Genomic DNA, 15,886 nt, shown 5'->3' on the forward strand with positions numbered 1-15,886 from the left:
AGTTGTGCTTTCAACATTTTTGAAACTTTGTTGGGTTGCGCTGTCGCTTAACCCAACCTACAATATATGCACAAAAATATATTACGGTTAAATCTATTTTCAACCATCTTTTAATATTCGTTGTCGGACTCGTTCTATAATTATTCCCTCTTCAGGAGATAACCCATTAACTAGCATTTCATATATTAATGGTACACCCAACTCTAATTCTTCTAAAAGTAGACTTTGGCTAAATACATCTTCTGGTGTTCCTTCTAGCATCAATTGTCCTTTATCCATGACAAAAACCCAATCTGCCCAGCGATAGACTAAATCTAAATCGTGAGTGGCCATTAATAAAGTATGACCATGTTGATGAATTTTCTTGAGAGTTTTCATCAAATTACGAGTATGTTTAATATCTAAATATGCCGTTGGCTCATCTAATATTAAAAGTTGCGGTTTTAGTACCATAATATCAGCAATAGAAACTCTTTTTTTCTGCCCTAAACTGAGATGATGTACTGGTGTTTCTGCTAAATTGGTTAATTCAAATTCATCCAATATTTGTTCTACTCGCTGTTGAATTTCTGCTGTGGGTAAACCTAAATTACACAAACCATAAGAAATATCTTCCTCAACCGTAGAAGCTACTAATTGTTGTTCTGGATCTTGAAATACTAAACCAACTTTTTGGCGAATTTTACTGAGATGTTGACGATTATAAATTAATGGTTTACCACACCATTTGACAATACCATAATTTGGTTTATAAAGTCCATTAGCTAATAAGAAAAGTGTGGTTTTTCCACAACCATTTTGTCCAATTAAGGCACACTTTTTTCCAGAAGGAATCTTCATGGTTAACCCATTCAAAGCTGATTGTTGTAGCCTTTGTGAACCTGGATACGTGTAATGTACTTGCTCAAATTCGAGTAAATATTCCTGCATTTTGGCAAATTTCTAATCCTATTAATAATACACAGCCACAAATTGCTTCAATGATATATCGTGGAGATGGACGATAACGTCGGGGATGCCAAAATCGCAATTCACCAGCAAAGCCTCGTGCTTGCAATCCTAGAGAAAATTGACTATATTGTTGTAGAGTTCGCTGTAATAATTGTCCAATTAATAATGCTAAACTTTTCATGCTAGTTTGCCAATTACAATAGCCACCGCGAGAGTTTTGTGCTGTCAATAATTCATTAGCTGTTTTGAGCAAAATGAAAATAAACCGATACATTAGTAATAGCAAATCAGTTAAAAGTGCTGGAAATCTCAACCAACGTAAAGTTTGCAAAATTTCTGTGAACGGGACAGTTAACATGAGAAAATATAAACAAGAAACAGAGGCTAATGATCTAGTGACAATTTCCCATGCTTGAATGCTACCACTACGACTGATGTAAAGATAGAATTGTCCAAAAGTCATTCCATACCATGAGTCTAATTGGACAATTTGCACATCAGCAATTGCAACTCCATTTACCATTAGTGCTGGTAAACTTGTTAAACAAAAAACTATGGTAAACATTAACAATCGCCAATAAACACCAACCGGAATTTTTGCATAAATTACTGTCCAAATGCTCATCCAAATTACTATCAAGATTTGGACTAAAGGATGAGCGCAAAGAGAAATAATCAGAGTCGTCAATGCAAAAATAAGTTTATGTTCTGGTGGTAATCTTCTCAGTTGATTAGTATAAGCTAAAGTATCTAGTTGTAGGGTCATTCTTCACGTTTTGGCTGTTGGGAACGTCCTTTATAAATACCTATTGCATAACCAACTACTCCCGCACCTAACGCCGCTTGAGAAGCAAATAGTAAACTAGCTATTTCTCCACTGGCTGGTTCGAATATTGATTTAAACCAAGGTTTATATTCCGGTTGTATTTCTGTAATAGCGGCTTTGGCTTTGTCGTCAGAACCAGCAAATTTACCACCCCGCACAAATATTAAAGGTGCAACTGCTAAAGCTAAAACGCCTAATATTAAAAACCAGTTATTTAAACTTTTTTTAGATTGGTTCATGACTTTGATTTTTTCCCTTAATTAATTGCAGAAGTTCCAATTCTTGAGGATTATAAGATTGTAACCAGTTCCAAACCAAGACAGTTAATAATCCTTCACTAATTGCTAAGGGTACTTGAGTAATAGCAAAAATTCCCGCGAACTTGGCAAATGAAGCGATAAATCCACCCACAGGTGCAGGAAAAGCCAAGGCAAGTTGGATAGAAGTAATAATGTAGGTGAGTAAATCTGCCAAAGCCGCGGCTAAAAATATGGCGATTTTTTGTTTACCACTCAGGCGCATTGTGAAATTATAGATCCAATAAGCTGCGAATGGGCCAGCGATCGCCATCGAAAAAGCATTTGCACCCAAGGTAGTTAATCCACCATGTGCCAGTAACAAAGCCTGAAATAACAATACTAAGCTACCCAAAACTGTCATGGTCAGGGGTCCAAACAGCACCGCACCTAACCCTGTTCCTGTGGGGTGAGAACAGCTACCTGTGACAGAAGGGATTTTCAACGCTGACAGCACAAAGGTAAAAGCACCAGCCAAACCTAACAAAAGTTTCAATTCTGGGTTAGCTTGGGTAATGCGAGTCAAACTCCGCAATCCTAACATAAAAAATGGTAATGACACAACCCACCAAAATATCGCCCATTGCACAGGTAAAAACCCTTCCATAATGTGCATTGCGTAGGCAGGTTTGGGAAAATTAACTACCAGGTAAAAACTAATAACAGCCATGAAGATGAGATTAACTAACCCCGGTTTTTTCCTAGATATCATCTGTACCTTGCAGATTTATATAAACGTCTTTTCTTTTTTATCGGCGGGCATCCTGACTCACCATATTATGGCTCACAGTTGCGGGACAGCGCCGGATTTGCACCAGACTTTCCCCCTCACGTCCAATGGCTGTTCCCCATCAGAACCGATTTTGGTAACTATATCACATTAGAATCAGAAATAAATCACAATATCACGTTGTTAATCTGCAAGGTGGCAAAATAAATCTAGTGTCAATTTACCTAACTACTTACAAATCATTAAAAGTTGTGTTACACCTAAGTTGAAACTCAACAGACTGAATACCATTTTGGAAATTTACCGCGTCAGTAAAAACAATGGGTTCTGGAGTTTGATTTACTCACCCCAGAACTCAAGACTATTCTGCAAATCATCCCACAAATTATTGGCTTGAAAAAAATTCTACAACTTCACGTCAGGGGGAAGCAGCACTTTGTCAATTACATGAATTACGCCGTTACTAGCTTTGACATCTGCTTTGGTAACTTTAGCATTACCTATAGTGACTCGACCTTTCTTAACTTGAATCTTCACTGAAGCACCTTCAACTGTTTTGACATCACCAGCCTTGATGCTTTTAGCAGTAATTTCCCCAGGAACTACATGATAGGTCAAAATCTTGACTAAGGTGGCTTTGTTTTCTGGATGCAACAGTTTTTCTAAAGTTCCTTTTGGTAACGCTTTGAATGCGGCATCGGTAGGTGCAAATACGGTGAATGGTCCTTTGGCTGATAAGGTTTCGACTAAACCAGCCGCTTTGATAGCTGCTACTAAGGTTGTGAAAGAACTGTTACCACTGGCTACTTCTACAATTGTCCCGACAGTCTGTGTACTGGTATGGGGTGTAGCAGGTTTTGCCGCAGGCTTAGTTCCAGCGAAAGCGGGAACACTGACGAAAAGAGTTGTGGCCGCAATGGCAATACTAACTGTTTTGGTAAATAGGGAATTCATTGTTTTTCACGGTTAAAAGTGTTTAAGATGTGAAAATTCTTGTTAATTTATCTTCACAATAGAAACTGTAACAGAATTTAACAATTTATGTCTGTTGATAACTATTCTGTCAGCATTGCCAATAATTGCGCCTCAGTCAATTGGCTAATTTCCAACTTCCGCGCTTTCTCTAACTTAGAACCGGCATCTGCACCTACAACTAAAAAGTCTGTTTTTCTGCTAATTGAATCAGTAATTTTACCGCCTGATTTTTGAATTAAAGCTTTGGCTTCATCGCGTTTTAAAGTTGGTAATGTGCCAGTAACGACAAAGGTTTTACCAGCAAATTTTTGATTAATTTCGCCTACAGCTTGAGCTTCGGCGCTGTTTGCTAATTCTAAACCAATAGCCTGGATACGGGAAATTAAGCTTTGATTGGCTGGAGTACGAAACCATTGATAGACTGATTGGGCGATTTCTGCACCGATACCATAAACACCTGCAATATCCGATTGTCTGGCGGCTGTTAACTCTTCGACGGTGGTAAACTTCTCTGTGAGTAATTGGGCGTTGACGCTGCCAACGTGACGGATGCCTAAACCATATAATACTCTAGCCCAGGGTTGAGTTTTTGATTGAGCGATCGCATTGATCAATTTTTCCGCCGATTTTTTTCCCATGCGTTCTAATGCACACAAGTCTTCTATTTTCAAGTCATATAAATCAGCCACGGAATGGACTAAGCCTTTATCTACAAGTTGATACACCAACTTTTCGCCTACACCTTTAATATCTAACGCGTCACGACTGACCCAATGTTCAATTTCACCCTTGAGAATGGCGGGACAGGAAGCATTTATACATCTAGTAACTGCTTCTCCAGTTTCCCTGACTACTAGCTGTCCACAGGCTGGACAATGGGAAGGCATAATGAAAGGTTGGGTATTAACGGGACGTAGTTCTTTGATTACCCGGACTACTTCGGGAATGATTTCCCCGGCTTTGCGAACAATCACGGTGTCGCCAATACGGATGTCTAATTGTTCAATGCGATCGCTATTATGTAAGGTAGCACGGGAAACTGTTGTCCCCGCTAATTGTACGGGCAACATTTCCGCTAAGGGAGTTAATGCCCCGGTTCTGCCAACGTTAACAGTGATTTTTTCTACACGGGTTGGGGCTTCTTCGGCGGGATATTTTAAGGCTATAGCCCAGCGGGGAAACTTCTGTGTAAACCCCAATTGTTCTTGCAGTCTAAAAGTATTTAATTTGACGACAACACCATCTGTCATATAGGGAGAATTCAGCCGTTCTGTATCCCAATATTGGTAATATTCAACAACTTCAGCAATAGAATGGCAGAGTTTATGGTTGGTATCAACTCGAAAACCAAGTCTTTGCAATAATTCCAAAGCTTCCCATTGGGTATTGGCAATACTGGAATCATCCAACCCCGTAATATGCAAAGTATAAGCAAAGAAATCTAACTGTCGTTGTGCGACAATGCGAGAATCTAATTGTCTGAGCGTACCTGCTACAGCATTGCGCGGGTTAGCAAATATTTGTTCACCAGCTTTTTGTCTTTTCTGATTAATTTCTTTAAACACCTGTAAAGGTAGAAACACTTCTCCCCGTACTTCCACTTTAGCAATATTTTCTAAACCGTCAAAATTCAAACGCAGGGGAATTGAGCGAATAGTTCTCACATTTTGGGTAATCTCTTCACCCATTACCCCATCTCCTCTCGTTGTCCCCCTGACTAAAACTCCATTTTCGTAAGTTAATGCTAAAGCAGCACCATCAATTTTCAACTCAGATACATATTCTATATCTCCGTCATTATACTGAGTTGGTGAGTGTCGCCGCCACCGTTGATCCCAATTTTGCAATTCTTCAATATTAAACGCATTTTCCAGGCTGTACAGGGGGATATTATGACGGACTGAGGTAAAATGGGTAGCAGGTCTTTCCCCAACGCGCTGAGTCGGACTATCAGCAGTAATTAATTCGGGATTGTTAGTTTCTAATTCTTGCAACTCTCGATACAGCCGATCATAAACCGTATCTTCCATAATTGGCGCATCTAGAACATAATAAGCGTAGCCTGCTTTTTGTAGCAAACATCGTAGTTCTTCTATACGTTTGGTTTCAGGTTGAGTTGACATCATGAGTTTCATAACAAAAAATAATAACAGTGGGACTTTAATTATAAGAAAATAGGCTGAAAACCCTTGAAATTAAGTTTTGGAGCGTGGCGGAAAAACTTAATTGTCCTTGAGGCAAGGGATGAAAGCCAGCCAGAGGCTTTAGCCTCCAGTGAACTATGCTATACTTACTTGCAACAGGAAAGGTAATCAACCTGTCTAAAAACCTAAATGCCTGACGGCAATCTGTACCTTGACAATTGAAGATATGGGGTTCTATTCCATAGTTCTAGTGACTGCCCTCCGAATAGGTAAAATCTTCATGGGAGCTAGACGACACAGGATTTAAACTCAATCAAAATTTGCAGCAATGCAACTACCTCCGGGCAGGAGGAAAGTTAACGCTTGGGGAGAGAACCACCTCTGACTTAGATACCGCAAGGGGTCTAAGCTAAGTGGACTCGTTGAACCAAGAATCCCCGTGTCTTTAGACCGGGGAGTGTCAAAAGGAAAGTAGTAAGCAATCATGACTCAAACTTTTACATATCAACCCCCTATCATTATCGCTCATCGCGGCGCAAGTGGCTACCGTCCTGAACATACTTTAGCAAGTTATGAGTTAGCAATTGATTTAGGTGCTGATTATATTGAACCTGATTTAGTGATAACTAAAGATGGTATTTTGATTGCCCGTCATGAAAATGAAATATCAGAAACTACCGATATTGCTAATCATCCAGAATTTGCTCATTTAAAAACTACGAAAATTATTGATGATGAAATTAAAACTGGTTGGTTTACAGAAGATCTTACCATAGCAGAAATCAAAACTTTAACAGCACAAGAACGCATTCCCCAACTTCGTCCCCAAAATACAGCTTATAACGGCATATTTACTATTCCCACTTTTCAAGAAATCATTGATTTAGCAAAGCATAAAAGTCAAACAATTGGCCGCCATATTGGCATTTATCCAGAAACCAAACATCCCAGTTATTTTCAATCTGTTGGTTTACCATTAGAAGCCACTTTATTATTGAATTTGCAGGAAATTAATTTACCGATATTTATTCAATCTTTTGAAGTTAGTAACCTCAAAGAATTATCTCAGAAAACTGATTTGCCTTTAGTGCAATTAATTAATAATATTGGTAAACCTTATGATTTTGTGATTGAGAATGATCCTCGGACTTATGCAGATTTATTAACGCAAAAAGGGTTAAGAGAAATTGCGGAATATGCCCAAGCAATAGGTGTACATAAAAACTTATTGATTCCTAGAGATAATTATGGTAAATTATTATCACCGACATCTTTAATTATAGATGCTCATGCAGCTAATTTACAAGTTCATGCTTGGACTTTTAGAAATGAGGATTTTTTCTTACCTTTAGACTTGCAAGGAAATCCGCAAAAAGAATATGAAATATTTTTTAGTTTAGGTATAGATGGTGTATTTAGTGATTATCCAAATATAGCTTTAACTGTTAAACTAAATGAATAATTTATCATTCAATCGCTTAACTCAAGTTGCTAAACTTTTTCTCAAATTAGGCATTATTGGTTTTGGTGGACCAGTTGCCCATATTGCTATGATAGAAGATGAAGTAGTTAAACGTCGTCAATGGTTGACACAAGAACATTTTTTAGACTTATTAGGGGTAACTAACTTAATTCCTGGACCTAATTCCACAGAAATTGCTATTCATATAGGATACATTTATGCAGGATGGTTAGGCTTAATTGTTGCGGGAGTTTGTTTTATTTTCCCTGCGGTTTTAATTACAGGTTTATTTGCTTATTTATATGTCAATTATGGGACTTTACCCCAAGTTTTACCTTTACTTTATGGAATTAAACCTGTTGTTTTAGCAATTATTATGAATGCTATTTGGGGTTTAGGGAAAAAAGCGGTAAAAACCCGAAAATTACTCATCATTGCTATAGCAGTTGGCTTAATCACTTGGTTTGCTAAAGTTAACGAAGTTATGGCTTTATTGCTAGGAGGAATATTAGGAATGATTTGGTTACGCAGTAGTAATCAAATTAATTTAATGATAATTGGTTTAACTACAAGTACATTTTTGCAAACTACTGCAACTGTGAATACAGCTATAAATAATCATGTATCTGTACCTTTGTGGCAATTGGGTTTATTTTTTCTCAAAGTTGGTAGTGTGCTGTTTGGTGGTGGTTATTTATTAATAGCATTTTTACAAGGAGGATTAGTAGAAGAATTCGGTTGGTTAACACAACAACAATTATTAGATGCTATTGCTATTGGGCAATTTACTCCTGGTCCTGTACTTTCTACTGCGACATTTATTGGTTATATAATTGCTGGATTTCCGGGGGCAATTGTGGCAACTTTGGGAATTTTTCTCCCCTCATTTTTACTTGTTGCTGCTTTAAATCCTTTCATGAATCCTATTCGTAATTCATCTTGGACAAGACCTTTTTTAGATGCTGTCAATGTGAGTGCTGTAGCGTTAATGGTATTAACTACAATTCAATTAGGAATAGCTACTTTAATATTACCAAAAACTCCTTATGTGGATTTTTTAGGTTTAGGAATTTCTATTATTTCGGCAATTTTAGCAATTCGCTACCGCATTAATGCTGCTTACTTGATTTTAGGAGGTGGTATTATTGGTTGGAGTGCGTTAATGTTCGGTTATCTTGATTAAGAAGATAAATTATCTGTTAGAATTTCCGCATTGCGATTACTTGCTTCTTTGCGTCATACTTGCAATTGTGCATTCGTCGGCTTTTTTGTACAACCTACCAGGTAAACTATACCTATCCCCAAAGATACTAAAGCCCAGTTTTTCCAGATATTCAATACAACCACATTCAAAACTACTAGGAAAGTTTACAAAATGGCGTTAACTAAGTTAGAAATAACACCGTAATCCATTTTTGGACAATCATTCAACATTACTTCAAAAAAATATTGTTTGGAAACTAACAAACTTATGGTATTATCAGTAGAAAACAGCGGATACGAAGCGAAAACCCAAGAAATTGCTAAACAAGTTTTAGCTGCTAGTCAGGAAAATCGCTCATTTTTATCAGCTTTACGCGACCAAATGCGCTGGGATGATAAACTACTCGATTGGGCTATGAGTAATCCGGGTTTAAGAGTACAATTATTTCGGTTCATTGATACTTTGCCCGCAATACATAGTAAATCAGAAATCGCCTCCCATATGCAAGAATATTTGGGAGATGAATCGGTAGAACTACCCGCAGCTTTAAAAGCAATCTTAAATTTTGCTAACCCCGATTCTATGCCCGCACAGGTAGCAGCGACAACCGTGGGAACTGCTGTAGAAACTTTAGCACACAAGTATATTTCCGGCGAAAATATTAAGCAAGTCATCAAAACCGTTGAGAGACTGCGAAAAGAGAAAATGGCTTTCACCATTGATTTACTCGGTGAAGCGGTAATTACGGAAGTAGAAGCGCAATCTTATTTAGAAAGATACCTGGAATTGATGCAGCAATTGGTAGAAGCATCAAAAAATTGGGCGAAAATTCCCGCTATTGATGAAGCTGACGGCGAAAATATCCCGAAAGTTCAGGTTTCTGTCAAATTAACGGCGTTTTACTCCCAATTTGACCCTTTAGATGCTCAAGGTAGTGAAGCAAGAGTCAGCAATCATATTCGGACTTTACTCCGTCGCGCTCAAGAATTGGGCGCAGCAGTCCATTTTGACATGGAACAATACGCCTACAAGGATATTACTTTTACCATTCTCAAAAAACTGTTACTGGAAGAGGAATTTCGTCAACGCACAGATATTGGCATGACAATCCAAGCATATCTGCGTGATAGTGAACAAGACGCTAGAGATATCATTGCTTGGTTAAAACAACGCGGTTATCCTCTCAGTATTCGCTTGGTTAAAGGTGCATATTGGGATCAGGAAACTATTAAAGCTGCTCAAAAGCATTGGCCACAACCAGTTTACAATGATAAAGTCGCCACCGATGCCAATTTTGAGACGATTACGCAACTATTACTCGAAAATCATGAGTATGTCTATTCTGCCATAGGAAGTCATAATGTGCGATCGCAATCTCGCGCCATAGCCATAGCGGAAAGTCTCAATGTTCCCCGTCGTCGCTTTGAAATGCAAGTGCTTTACGGCATGGGTGATAAAATAGCTAAAGCTTTGGTAGATAAGGGTTATCGCGTCCGGGTCTATTGTCCCTACGGTGACTTATTACCGGGAATGGCTTATTTAATTCGTAGGTTGTTGGAAAATACCGCAAATAGCTCCTTTTTACGCCAAAATTTAGAAAATCGTCCAATTGAAGAATTACTAGCACCACCAATACCAGTTCTAACTTCCCCCTCGCTTGCGGGGGGGACTGAGGGGGGGTTCTGCGGTGTTGCGGATACTGATTTTGCCAAGGAAGAAAGCAGGGATAGTTCGCGTTTAGCTTTCGAGGGTGTACGTCCGCAGTTGGGTAAAACTTATTTACCTTTCATTAATGGGGAATATGTAAATACGACAACTTTTGTAGATTCTCTTAACCCTTCTAACTTTAGTCAAATTGTCGGTAAAGTAGGTTTACTTAGCATTGAACAAGCTGAGGAAGCAATGAAATTTGCTAAAGCTGCTTTTCCCGCTTGGAAAAAAACTCCTGTTAAGCAACGTGCGGATATTTTGCGTCAAGCTGGGAAGTTAATGGAAGAAAGACGCGCTGAACTTTCCGCTTGGATAGTTTTGGAGGTGGGGAAACCTGTTAAGGAAGCTGACGGGGAAGTTTCGGAAGCTATTGATTTTTGTCTTTATTATGCTGAGGAAATGGAACGGTTGGATAAGGGTGTAATTTATGATGTGGTTGGGGAAACCAATCGTTATATTTACCAGCCCAAAGGAATCGCTATTGTGATTTCTCCCTGGAATTTTCCTTTGGCTATTGCTTGCGGTATGACTGTCGCTGCTTTGGTTTCGGGAAATTGTACTTTACTCAAACCGGCGGAAACTTCTTCTGTTATTACTGCAAAATTTACAGAAATCTTAATGGAAGCGGGAATCCCCAAAGGTGTTTTTCAATACGTTCCTGGTAAGGGTTCTCAAGTCGGCGCTTATTTGGTAAATCATCCTGATACTCATGTCATTGCTTTTACTGGTTCTCAAGAAGTAGGTTGTAGAATTTACGCAGAAGCCGCAATTCTCAAACCTGGTCAAAAGCATCTTAAAAAGGTAATTGCAGAAATGGGTGGCAAAAATGGCATCATTGTTGATGAAAGTGCTGATTTAGACCAGGCTGTTGTCGGCGTTGTCCAATCTGCTTTTGGTTATAGTGGTCAAAAATGTTCTGCTTGTTCACGAGTGATTGTGCTTGAACCCATTTATGATGCTTTTGTGGAAAGGTTGGTAGAAGCCACAAAATCCTTGAATATTGGGGAAACGGAGTTACCCAGTACCCAAGTTGGTCCGGTAATTGATGCTAATGCCCAATCTCGCATTTTGGAGTATATTGAAGAAGGCAAAAAAGAAGCTAAATTAGCTTTAGAGTTACCCGCACCCACCCAAGGTTATTTTATCGGTCCTGTGATTTTTTCAGAAGTACCCGCAAATGGAGTTATTGCACAACAGGAAATATTTGGACCTGTCTTAGCGGTAATTCGAGTTAAAGATTTTCAAGAAGCAATAGATGTTGCCAACGGCACAAATTACGCTTTAACTGGTGGTCTTTATTCTCGCACACCTTCCCACATTGAACAAGCGCAAGCAGAATTTGAAGTAGGGAACTTATACATTAACCGGAATATTACCGGGGCGTTAGTTTCCCGTCAACCCTTTGGTGGGTTTAAACTTTCTGGAGTCGGTTCAAAAGCTGGAGGACCAGATTATCTGTTGCAATTCTTAGAACCACGCCATATCACAGAAAACATCCAACGTCAAGGTTTTGCCCCAATTGAGGGTGCTGAATAATTAGATGATATCACCAGATCCCCGACTTCTTGAAGAAGTCGGGGATCTTTAAATCCTGTCAGTTTCTCAACCCAAGTTACTGTTACTACTCAAGTTCATCCACATTTACCCTACAATCTCCTAATAACTCATCCAAACTATCTGGAAACGTCCCTCTTGTTACCATTTTAGTAAACACATCATAACAGTCATCCTTAGCACCTTCTTTACGCGGAAACCCTAACCATAAAATCACAATTGCTTTTAATTCTGGAGTATCAAACACGCGAAAAAATAGCCGATACCGTTCTGGTAAACCCATTTTTTTGACTCGACTATAGCGTTTTAATGCACCCGTTAAGACAAAATGACTAGCAAAAGGATCAGAAGTAATTTTGGTTTCAATTGCTATAGTAATTGCTGCAAAAAGTTTCACTGTTGCATGAGTTTTAAACTCTGCTTCTGGTAATTGTTCTCGCAAATTAGTAACGCGATTTGATAACGCTTGATATTGATTACCAAATAATTGAGGATGGAAATAAATTTCCCAATTATTACTAACAAATTTACTCATCTTCTAATTGCACACCTTCAATTAGTTGATGAGCATTTTTAGACATTTCTGTTGTATAAGGTTGTAATGTATTATTTTTCAATGCTTCTGTGGTGGCAAAATCAAGAAACAACTGCATTAATAGAGAGTCTTCTGCATCTTCATCATCCTGCAATTGAGGAACAATTCGCACAATTGCTGTATCGGGTGATAAAACCTCAATCCAACCATCTGCATTCGCAAATTGGGGATGTTCACGATAGAAATCAGCAGGAAGTCGAAACCCTGAACTGTTACCAATTTTGGTACTACGAATATTGTAGGAGTTACTCATTTGTGGTGTATGTACATGATGTAATTACATTATAACAAACAATAAATAGTGATTTATCAGTAGTTATTGACTATATAAGATTTGTAAAAAATGATATTATACTATAGACAAAATTACACAAATAACCTCTTTTTTCTGCTCAGGGTTTAGAGAATGTCCTGAAAGGAGGTGTATTAATCCAGTGTTTTAGCAAAAATATGGTACAAGAGATATCTAATGTATTGTATGCAAAGTTTGGTAATAGGGTAAACCGTCGTAGTGGAGAGGATATTAGCAGTCAAGTAAAACGCATGAAATTGGCAGTTGAGCCGCAAACCATCAATGTTGCATTGGTTTGGGATACTAAAGGATATGATGCTAATATTGTGTATGTTATTAATCCAGATGGAGGAGATCAAAACCCTATAAAAAAACGTTCCCTGTTTTATGTAGCTGCTACCCGCGCAAAGCAATTTTTAGCTGTTTATAGTTCCATACCTGAACAAAATGCTCCTATAATGCAAGATGCACTTAGAGCAGTGCAGAATCTTGAGCGACAACTTATATAGGTTTTTATTCTCCTTAATGATGACTCCTAAAACATCTCTTGCTAATTCAATACTAGATATAAATCAAATTATTCAACCAATTATCGGCGAAATTTGCCATCAAATTACATTTAGTTATGGGGATGAATTACGGTTACATTTTGGTAAAATGACTGCCTATAATCATCCTAAATTAGCACATTTATGCAAAGGAAGCTGGCGACTTAACACTAGGGCTACACCTTGGTATTTAATGCTAAGAAATAGTCTTTTCAGTCATTGTCATTCATCTATGTTCGTAAATAATCAAAACGCTGCCGAACTTGCTAAAATACAATTACAGTGTTTGGAAAATAAAAAACTAACTAATTTTGTAATTGATAGTAATAATTTTAAACTCACTTTATCATTTGAGGATCATTACGAACTAATTTTAGAACCAGATTTAGAAGATGATTCTGGGCTTGCTTATTGGGAATTAATGATGCCAAATGAGCAAATCTTAACCGTTGCTCCGGGAATGTTTTGGGAATGTAAATCAATTCATGAACGTTATTAGTCTAGACATCCTAATTCTGACAATATCAACATCCTGTCAATCCTTAAATCCTGGATATCCTGATTCTGACTATCCATCTTAATATATCCCCGACTTCTTCAATAAGTCGGGGACCTGAAACTAATTATCTATTTTTGGGACACTCTGGTAAGCTTTTATCAGCGTAATTACAATCAAAATGAATTAACGCTTTTCTACTAGATTCAAAGACTCCAAATCTATAGTATCGCTTAAATTCTCAGCATAATGTAAGTGCGTATTTTTTTCCATGTAAACGCGATTTATAACCGCCGGTCTAATTGTATATCACAACTTATAGCTGTTATTAGCGGTGTATATATACCTGAATAAATTCCCGTCAAAAAAAGAGTAAAAATAAAGAAATTGTTATTCAGATAACCAATGCAGCTTATCAGTGCAACCATTCCCTTATTGGCCACAGCCACAGCCACCGCAGACAGTTCCATGGTATTAGCCGCTGTCCTCTTAAGCTTAGTCGTAATTTACTTTGCCAGCAAAGTTGGTGGAGAATTATGTAACAAAATCGGCTTACCAGCAGTTTTAGGTGAACTTCTCGGTGGTGTAATTATCGGTGTTTCCGTACTCCATTTGTTAGTCTTCCCAGAAGGTGGTACAGACGCTTCTAATTCCTTAATCATGACCTTCTTGCAACTCACCGCTGGATTAACCCCAGAAGCCACACCACAGGTATTTGCAGCGCAGTCTGAGGTGGTTTCAGTTTTATCAGAATTGGGTGTAATTATCCTCCTGTTTGAAATTGGCTTAGAATCCAACCTCAAAGACCTCATGGCCGTTGGTGTTCAAGCCTTCGTAGTGGCTACAGCAGGGGTAGTAGTCCCCTTTGCAGCAGGTACAGTGGGATTAATGACCATATTTGGGATTAGTGCTATTCCCGCAATTTTCGCCGGTGCAGCTTTGACTGCAACCAGTATTGGAATTACCTCCAAAGTGCTTTCCGAATTAGGACGCTTGAATTCTAAAGAAGGGCAAATTATTCTCGGTGCAGCCGTTATTGATGATGTTTTGGGAATTATCGTTCTCGCGGTAGTTGCCAGTTTAGCCAAAGATGGTGTAGTTGATGTGGGTAACGTCATTTATCTGATTATTAGTGCCAGTGCTTTTCTCATTGGGGCGATAGTTTTTGGTAATGTCTTTAATAAATCATTTGTAGCGATCGCAGATCAACTCAAAACCAGAGGTGAATTAGTCATCCCTGCCTTCATTTTTGCCATAATCATGGCTTACCTCGCCTCAGTCATCCATTTAGAAGCCATTCTTGGGGCTTTTGCCGCCGGGTTAGTTCTCGAAGAAACCGACAAACGCAAAGAACTCCAAAAGCAAGTTATCCCCATTGCTGATATGCTAGTTCCAGTTTTCTTCGTCACAGTCGGGGCAAAAACCGATTTGGGAGTCTTAAACCCAGCCATTCCTACCAATCAGGAAGCCTTAATCATGGCAACTTTCCTGATCACAGTCGCCATCATTGGTAAAGTAGTGACAGGCTTAACAGTATTTGGTCAACCCGGCATTAACCGCTTGGCCATTGGTGTGGGGATGATTCCCAGGGGTGAAGTTGGCTTAGTATTTGCTGGTGTCGGTGCAGCTAGTGGTGTCCTCTCAAAACCATTAGGAGCAGCAATTATTATGATGGTTATTATTACCACATTCATCGCTCCTCCCCTGTTGAGATTTGTATTTCCAGAATCAAACACCTCAGCAAATTTAGATAGCAACTCTGGCAAAACATTAGCAGTAGAAACACCACAATCTCTCATCACCACAAAAGATGATTAGTAATTTGAATTTCACCTCAAATTCTGCTGTAGATATCACAGAAGATAGTTGGAAATTTTCTCTGTTGTAGTTTTTACATTTACTATATCAGGAGGTTGGAAGAAACTTCTCTCATCCAATCTCCGTCTCCTGTAATCTGGAAACCCTCTAATTTTAAACATGGTTATTATTTCTACCTTTAATTAAATTTACTTTTTGGTTTTCTTTTGGTTCTATAAAACTTTCCTTTCCCCCCATTTTAGTAGCCTTGATAATGTTTTGTATTTCTATTTTTTTTCAGGACAG

Annotated in this window: 14 protein-coding genes and 1 riboswitch; of the genes, 6 read left to right on the forward strand and 8 right to left on the reverse strand. The window is 38.5% G+C overall.

Annotated features, from left to right (window positions below):
* Positions 1 to 99 precede the first annotated feature (99 nt).
* The 6 genes from HGD76_RS22580 to ligA all read right to left on the reverse strand — a co-directional run bounded on the left by HGD76_RS22580 (position 100) and on the right by ligA (position 5,904).
* The gene (locus HGD76_RS22580; protein ID WP_168697096.1) at positions 100 to 930 is read right to left on the reverse strand and encodes an energy-coupling factor ABC transporter ATP-binding protein; all 831 of its coding nucleotides are present in this window, start codon (positions 928 to 930) and stop codon (positions 100 to 102) included.
* Complete coding sequence (cbiQ, locus tag HGD76_RS22585) at positions 905 to 1,717, reverse strand: cobalt ECF transporter T component CbiQ (RefSeq protein ID WP_168697097.1); 813 nt, start codon at positions 1,715 to 1,717, stop codon at positions 905 to 907. Before cbiQ ends, HGD76_RS22580 begins: the two co-directional genes overlap by 26 nt.
* Positions 1,714 to 2,016, reverse strand: coding sequence for an energy-coupling factor ABC transporter substrate-binding protein (locus HGD76_RS22590; protein WP_168697098.1), 303 nt, complete (start codon positions 2,014 to 2,016; stop codon positions 1,714 to 1,716). Before HGD76_RS22590 ends, cbiQ begins: the two co-directional genes overlap by 4 nt.
* On the reverse strand, positions 2,003 to 2,743 hold the full coding sequence (locus HGD76_RS22595; protein WP_233466958.1) for an energy-coupling factor ABC transporter permease: 741 nt from the start codon (positions 2,741 to 2,743) through the stop codon (positions 2,003 to 2,005). Before HGD76_RS22595 ends, HGD76_RS22590 begins: the two co-directional genes overlap by 14 nt.
* Positions 2,744 to 2,810: 67 nt before the next feature.
* A riboswitch (cobalamin riboswitch) is annotated at positions 2,811 to 2,950 on the reverse strand.
* Positions 2,951 to 3,208: 258 nt separating this feature from the next.
* Positions 3,209 to 3,757: a fasciclin domain-containing protein gene (locus HGD76_RS22600; protein ID WP_168697100.1), complete on the reverse strand. Its 549-nt coding sequence runs from the start codon at positions 3,755 to 3,757 to the stop codon at positions 3,209 to 3,211.
* Between the two features lie 101 nt (positions 3,758 to 3,858).
* Positions 3,859 to 5,904 (reverse strand): NAD-dependent DNA ligase LigA, encoded by a 2,046-nt coding sequence (gene ligA, locus HGD76_RS22605; RefSeq protein WP_168697101.1) that lies wholly within the window; start codon positions 5,902 to 5,904, stop codon positions 3,859 to 3,861.
* 502 nt (positions 5,905 to 6,406) lie between these two features.
* Here ligA and HGD76_RS22610 point away from each other — a divergent pair.
* From HGD76_RS22610 to pruA, 3 genes are all read left to right on the forward strand, one after another.
* The gene (locus HGD76_RS22610; protein WP_168697102.1) at positions 6,407 to 7,384 is read left to right on the forward strand and encodes a glycerophosphodiester phosphodiesterase; all 978 of its coding nucleotides are present in this window, start codon (positions 6,407 to 6,409) and stop codon (positions 7,382 to 7,384) included.
* Positions 7,377 to 8,567 (forward strand): chromate efflux transporter, encoded by a 1,191-nt coding sequence (gene chrA / locus HGD76_RS22615; RefSeq protein WP_168697103.1) that lies wholly within the window; start codon positions 7,377 to 7,379, stop codon positions 8,565 to 8,567. Before HGD76_RS22610 ends, chrA begins: the two co-directional genes overlap by 8 nt.
* 288 nt (positions 8,568 to 8,855) lie before the next feature.
* Positions 8,856 to 11,834 (forward strand): L-glutamate gamma-semialdehyde dehydrogenase, encoded by a 2,979-nt coding sequence (gene pruA, locus HGD76_RS22620; RefSeq protein WP_168697104.1) that lies wholly within the window; start codon positions 8,856 to 8,858, stop codon positions 11,832 to 11,834.
* 85 nt (positions 11,835 to 11,919) lie between these two features.
* Here pruA and HGD76_RS22625 read toward each other — a convergent pair whose 3' ends face one another.
* Positions 11,920 to 12,387 (reverse strand): type II toxin-antitoxin system YhaV family toxin, encoded by a 468-nt coding sequence (locus HGD76_RS22625; RefSeq protein WP_148764724.1) that lies wholly within the window; start codon positions 12,385 to 12,387, stop codon positions 11,920 to 11,922.
* Complete coding sequence (locus HGD76_RS22630; protein ID WP_148764726.1) at positions 12,380 to 12,700, reverse strand: hypothetical protein; 321 nt, start codon at positions 12,698 to 12,700, stop codon at positions 12,380 to 12,382. The genes HGD76_RS22625 and HGD76_RS22630 overlap by 8 nt, the downstream gene beginning before the upstream one ends.
* 197 nt (positions 12,701 to 12,897) lie before the next feature.
* On the opposite strand from HGD76_RS22630, the gene HGD76_RS22635 reads away from it, so the two are divergent.
* From HGD76_RS22635 to HGD76_RS22645, 3 genes are all read left to right on the forward strand, one after another.
* Positions 12,898 to 13,248, forward strand: coding sequence for a hypothetical protein (locus HGD76_RS22635; RefSeq protein WP_168697105.1), 351 nt, complete (start codon positions 12,898 to 12,900; stop codon positions 13,246 to 13,248).
* Between the two features lie 16 nt (positions 13,249 to 13,264).
* Complete coding sequence (locus HGD76_RS22640; protein WP_233466959.1) at positions 13,265 to 13,786, forward strand: hypothetical protein; 522 nt, start codon at positions 13,265 to 13,267, stop codon at positions 13,784 to 13,786.
* 402 nt (positions 13,787 to 14,188) lie between these two features.
* Positions 14,189 to 15,601, forward strand: a complete 1,413-nt coding sequence (locus HGD76_RS22645; RefSeq protein WP_148764730.1) for a cation:proton antiporter — start codon at positions 14,189 to 14,191, stop codon at positions 15,599 to 15,601.
* Positions 15,602 to 15,886 lie beyond the last annotated feature (285 nt).

Origin of the sequence: Dolichospermum flos-aquae CCAP 1403/13F (genome assembly GCF_012516395.1) — a bacterium.
GTDB classification, from domain to species: domain Bacteria; phylum Cyanobacteriota; class Cyanobacteriia; order Cyanobacteriales; family Nostocaceae; genus Dolichospermum; species Dolichospermum lemmermannii.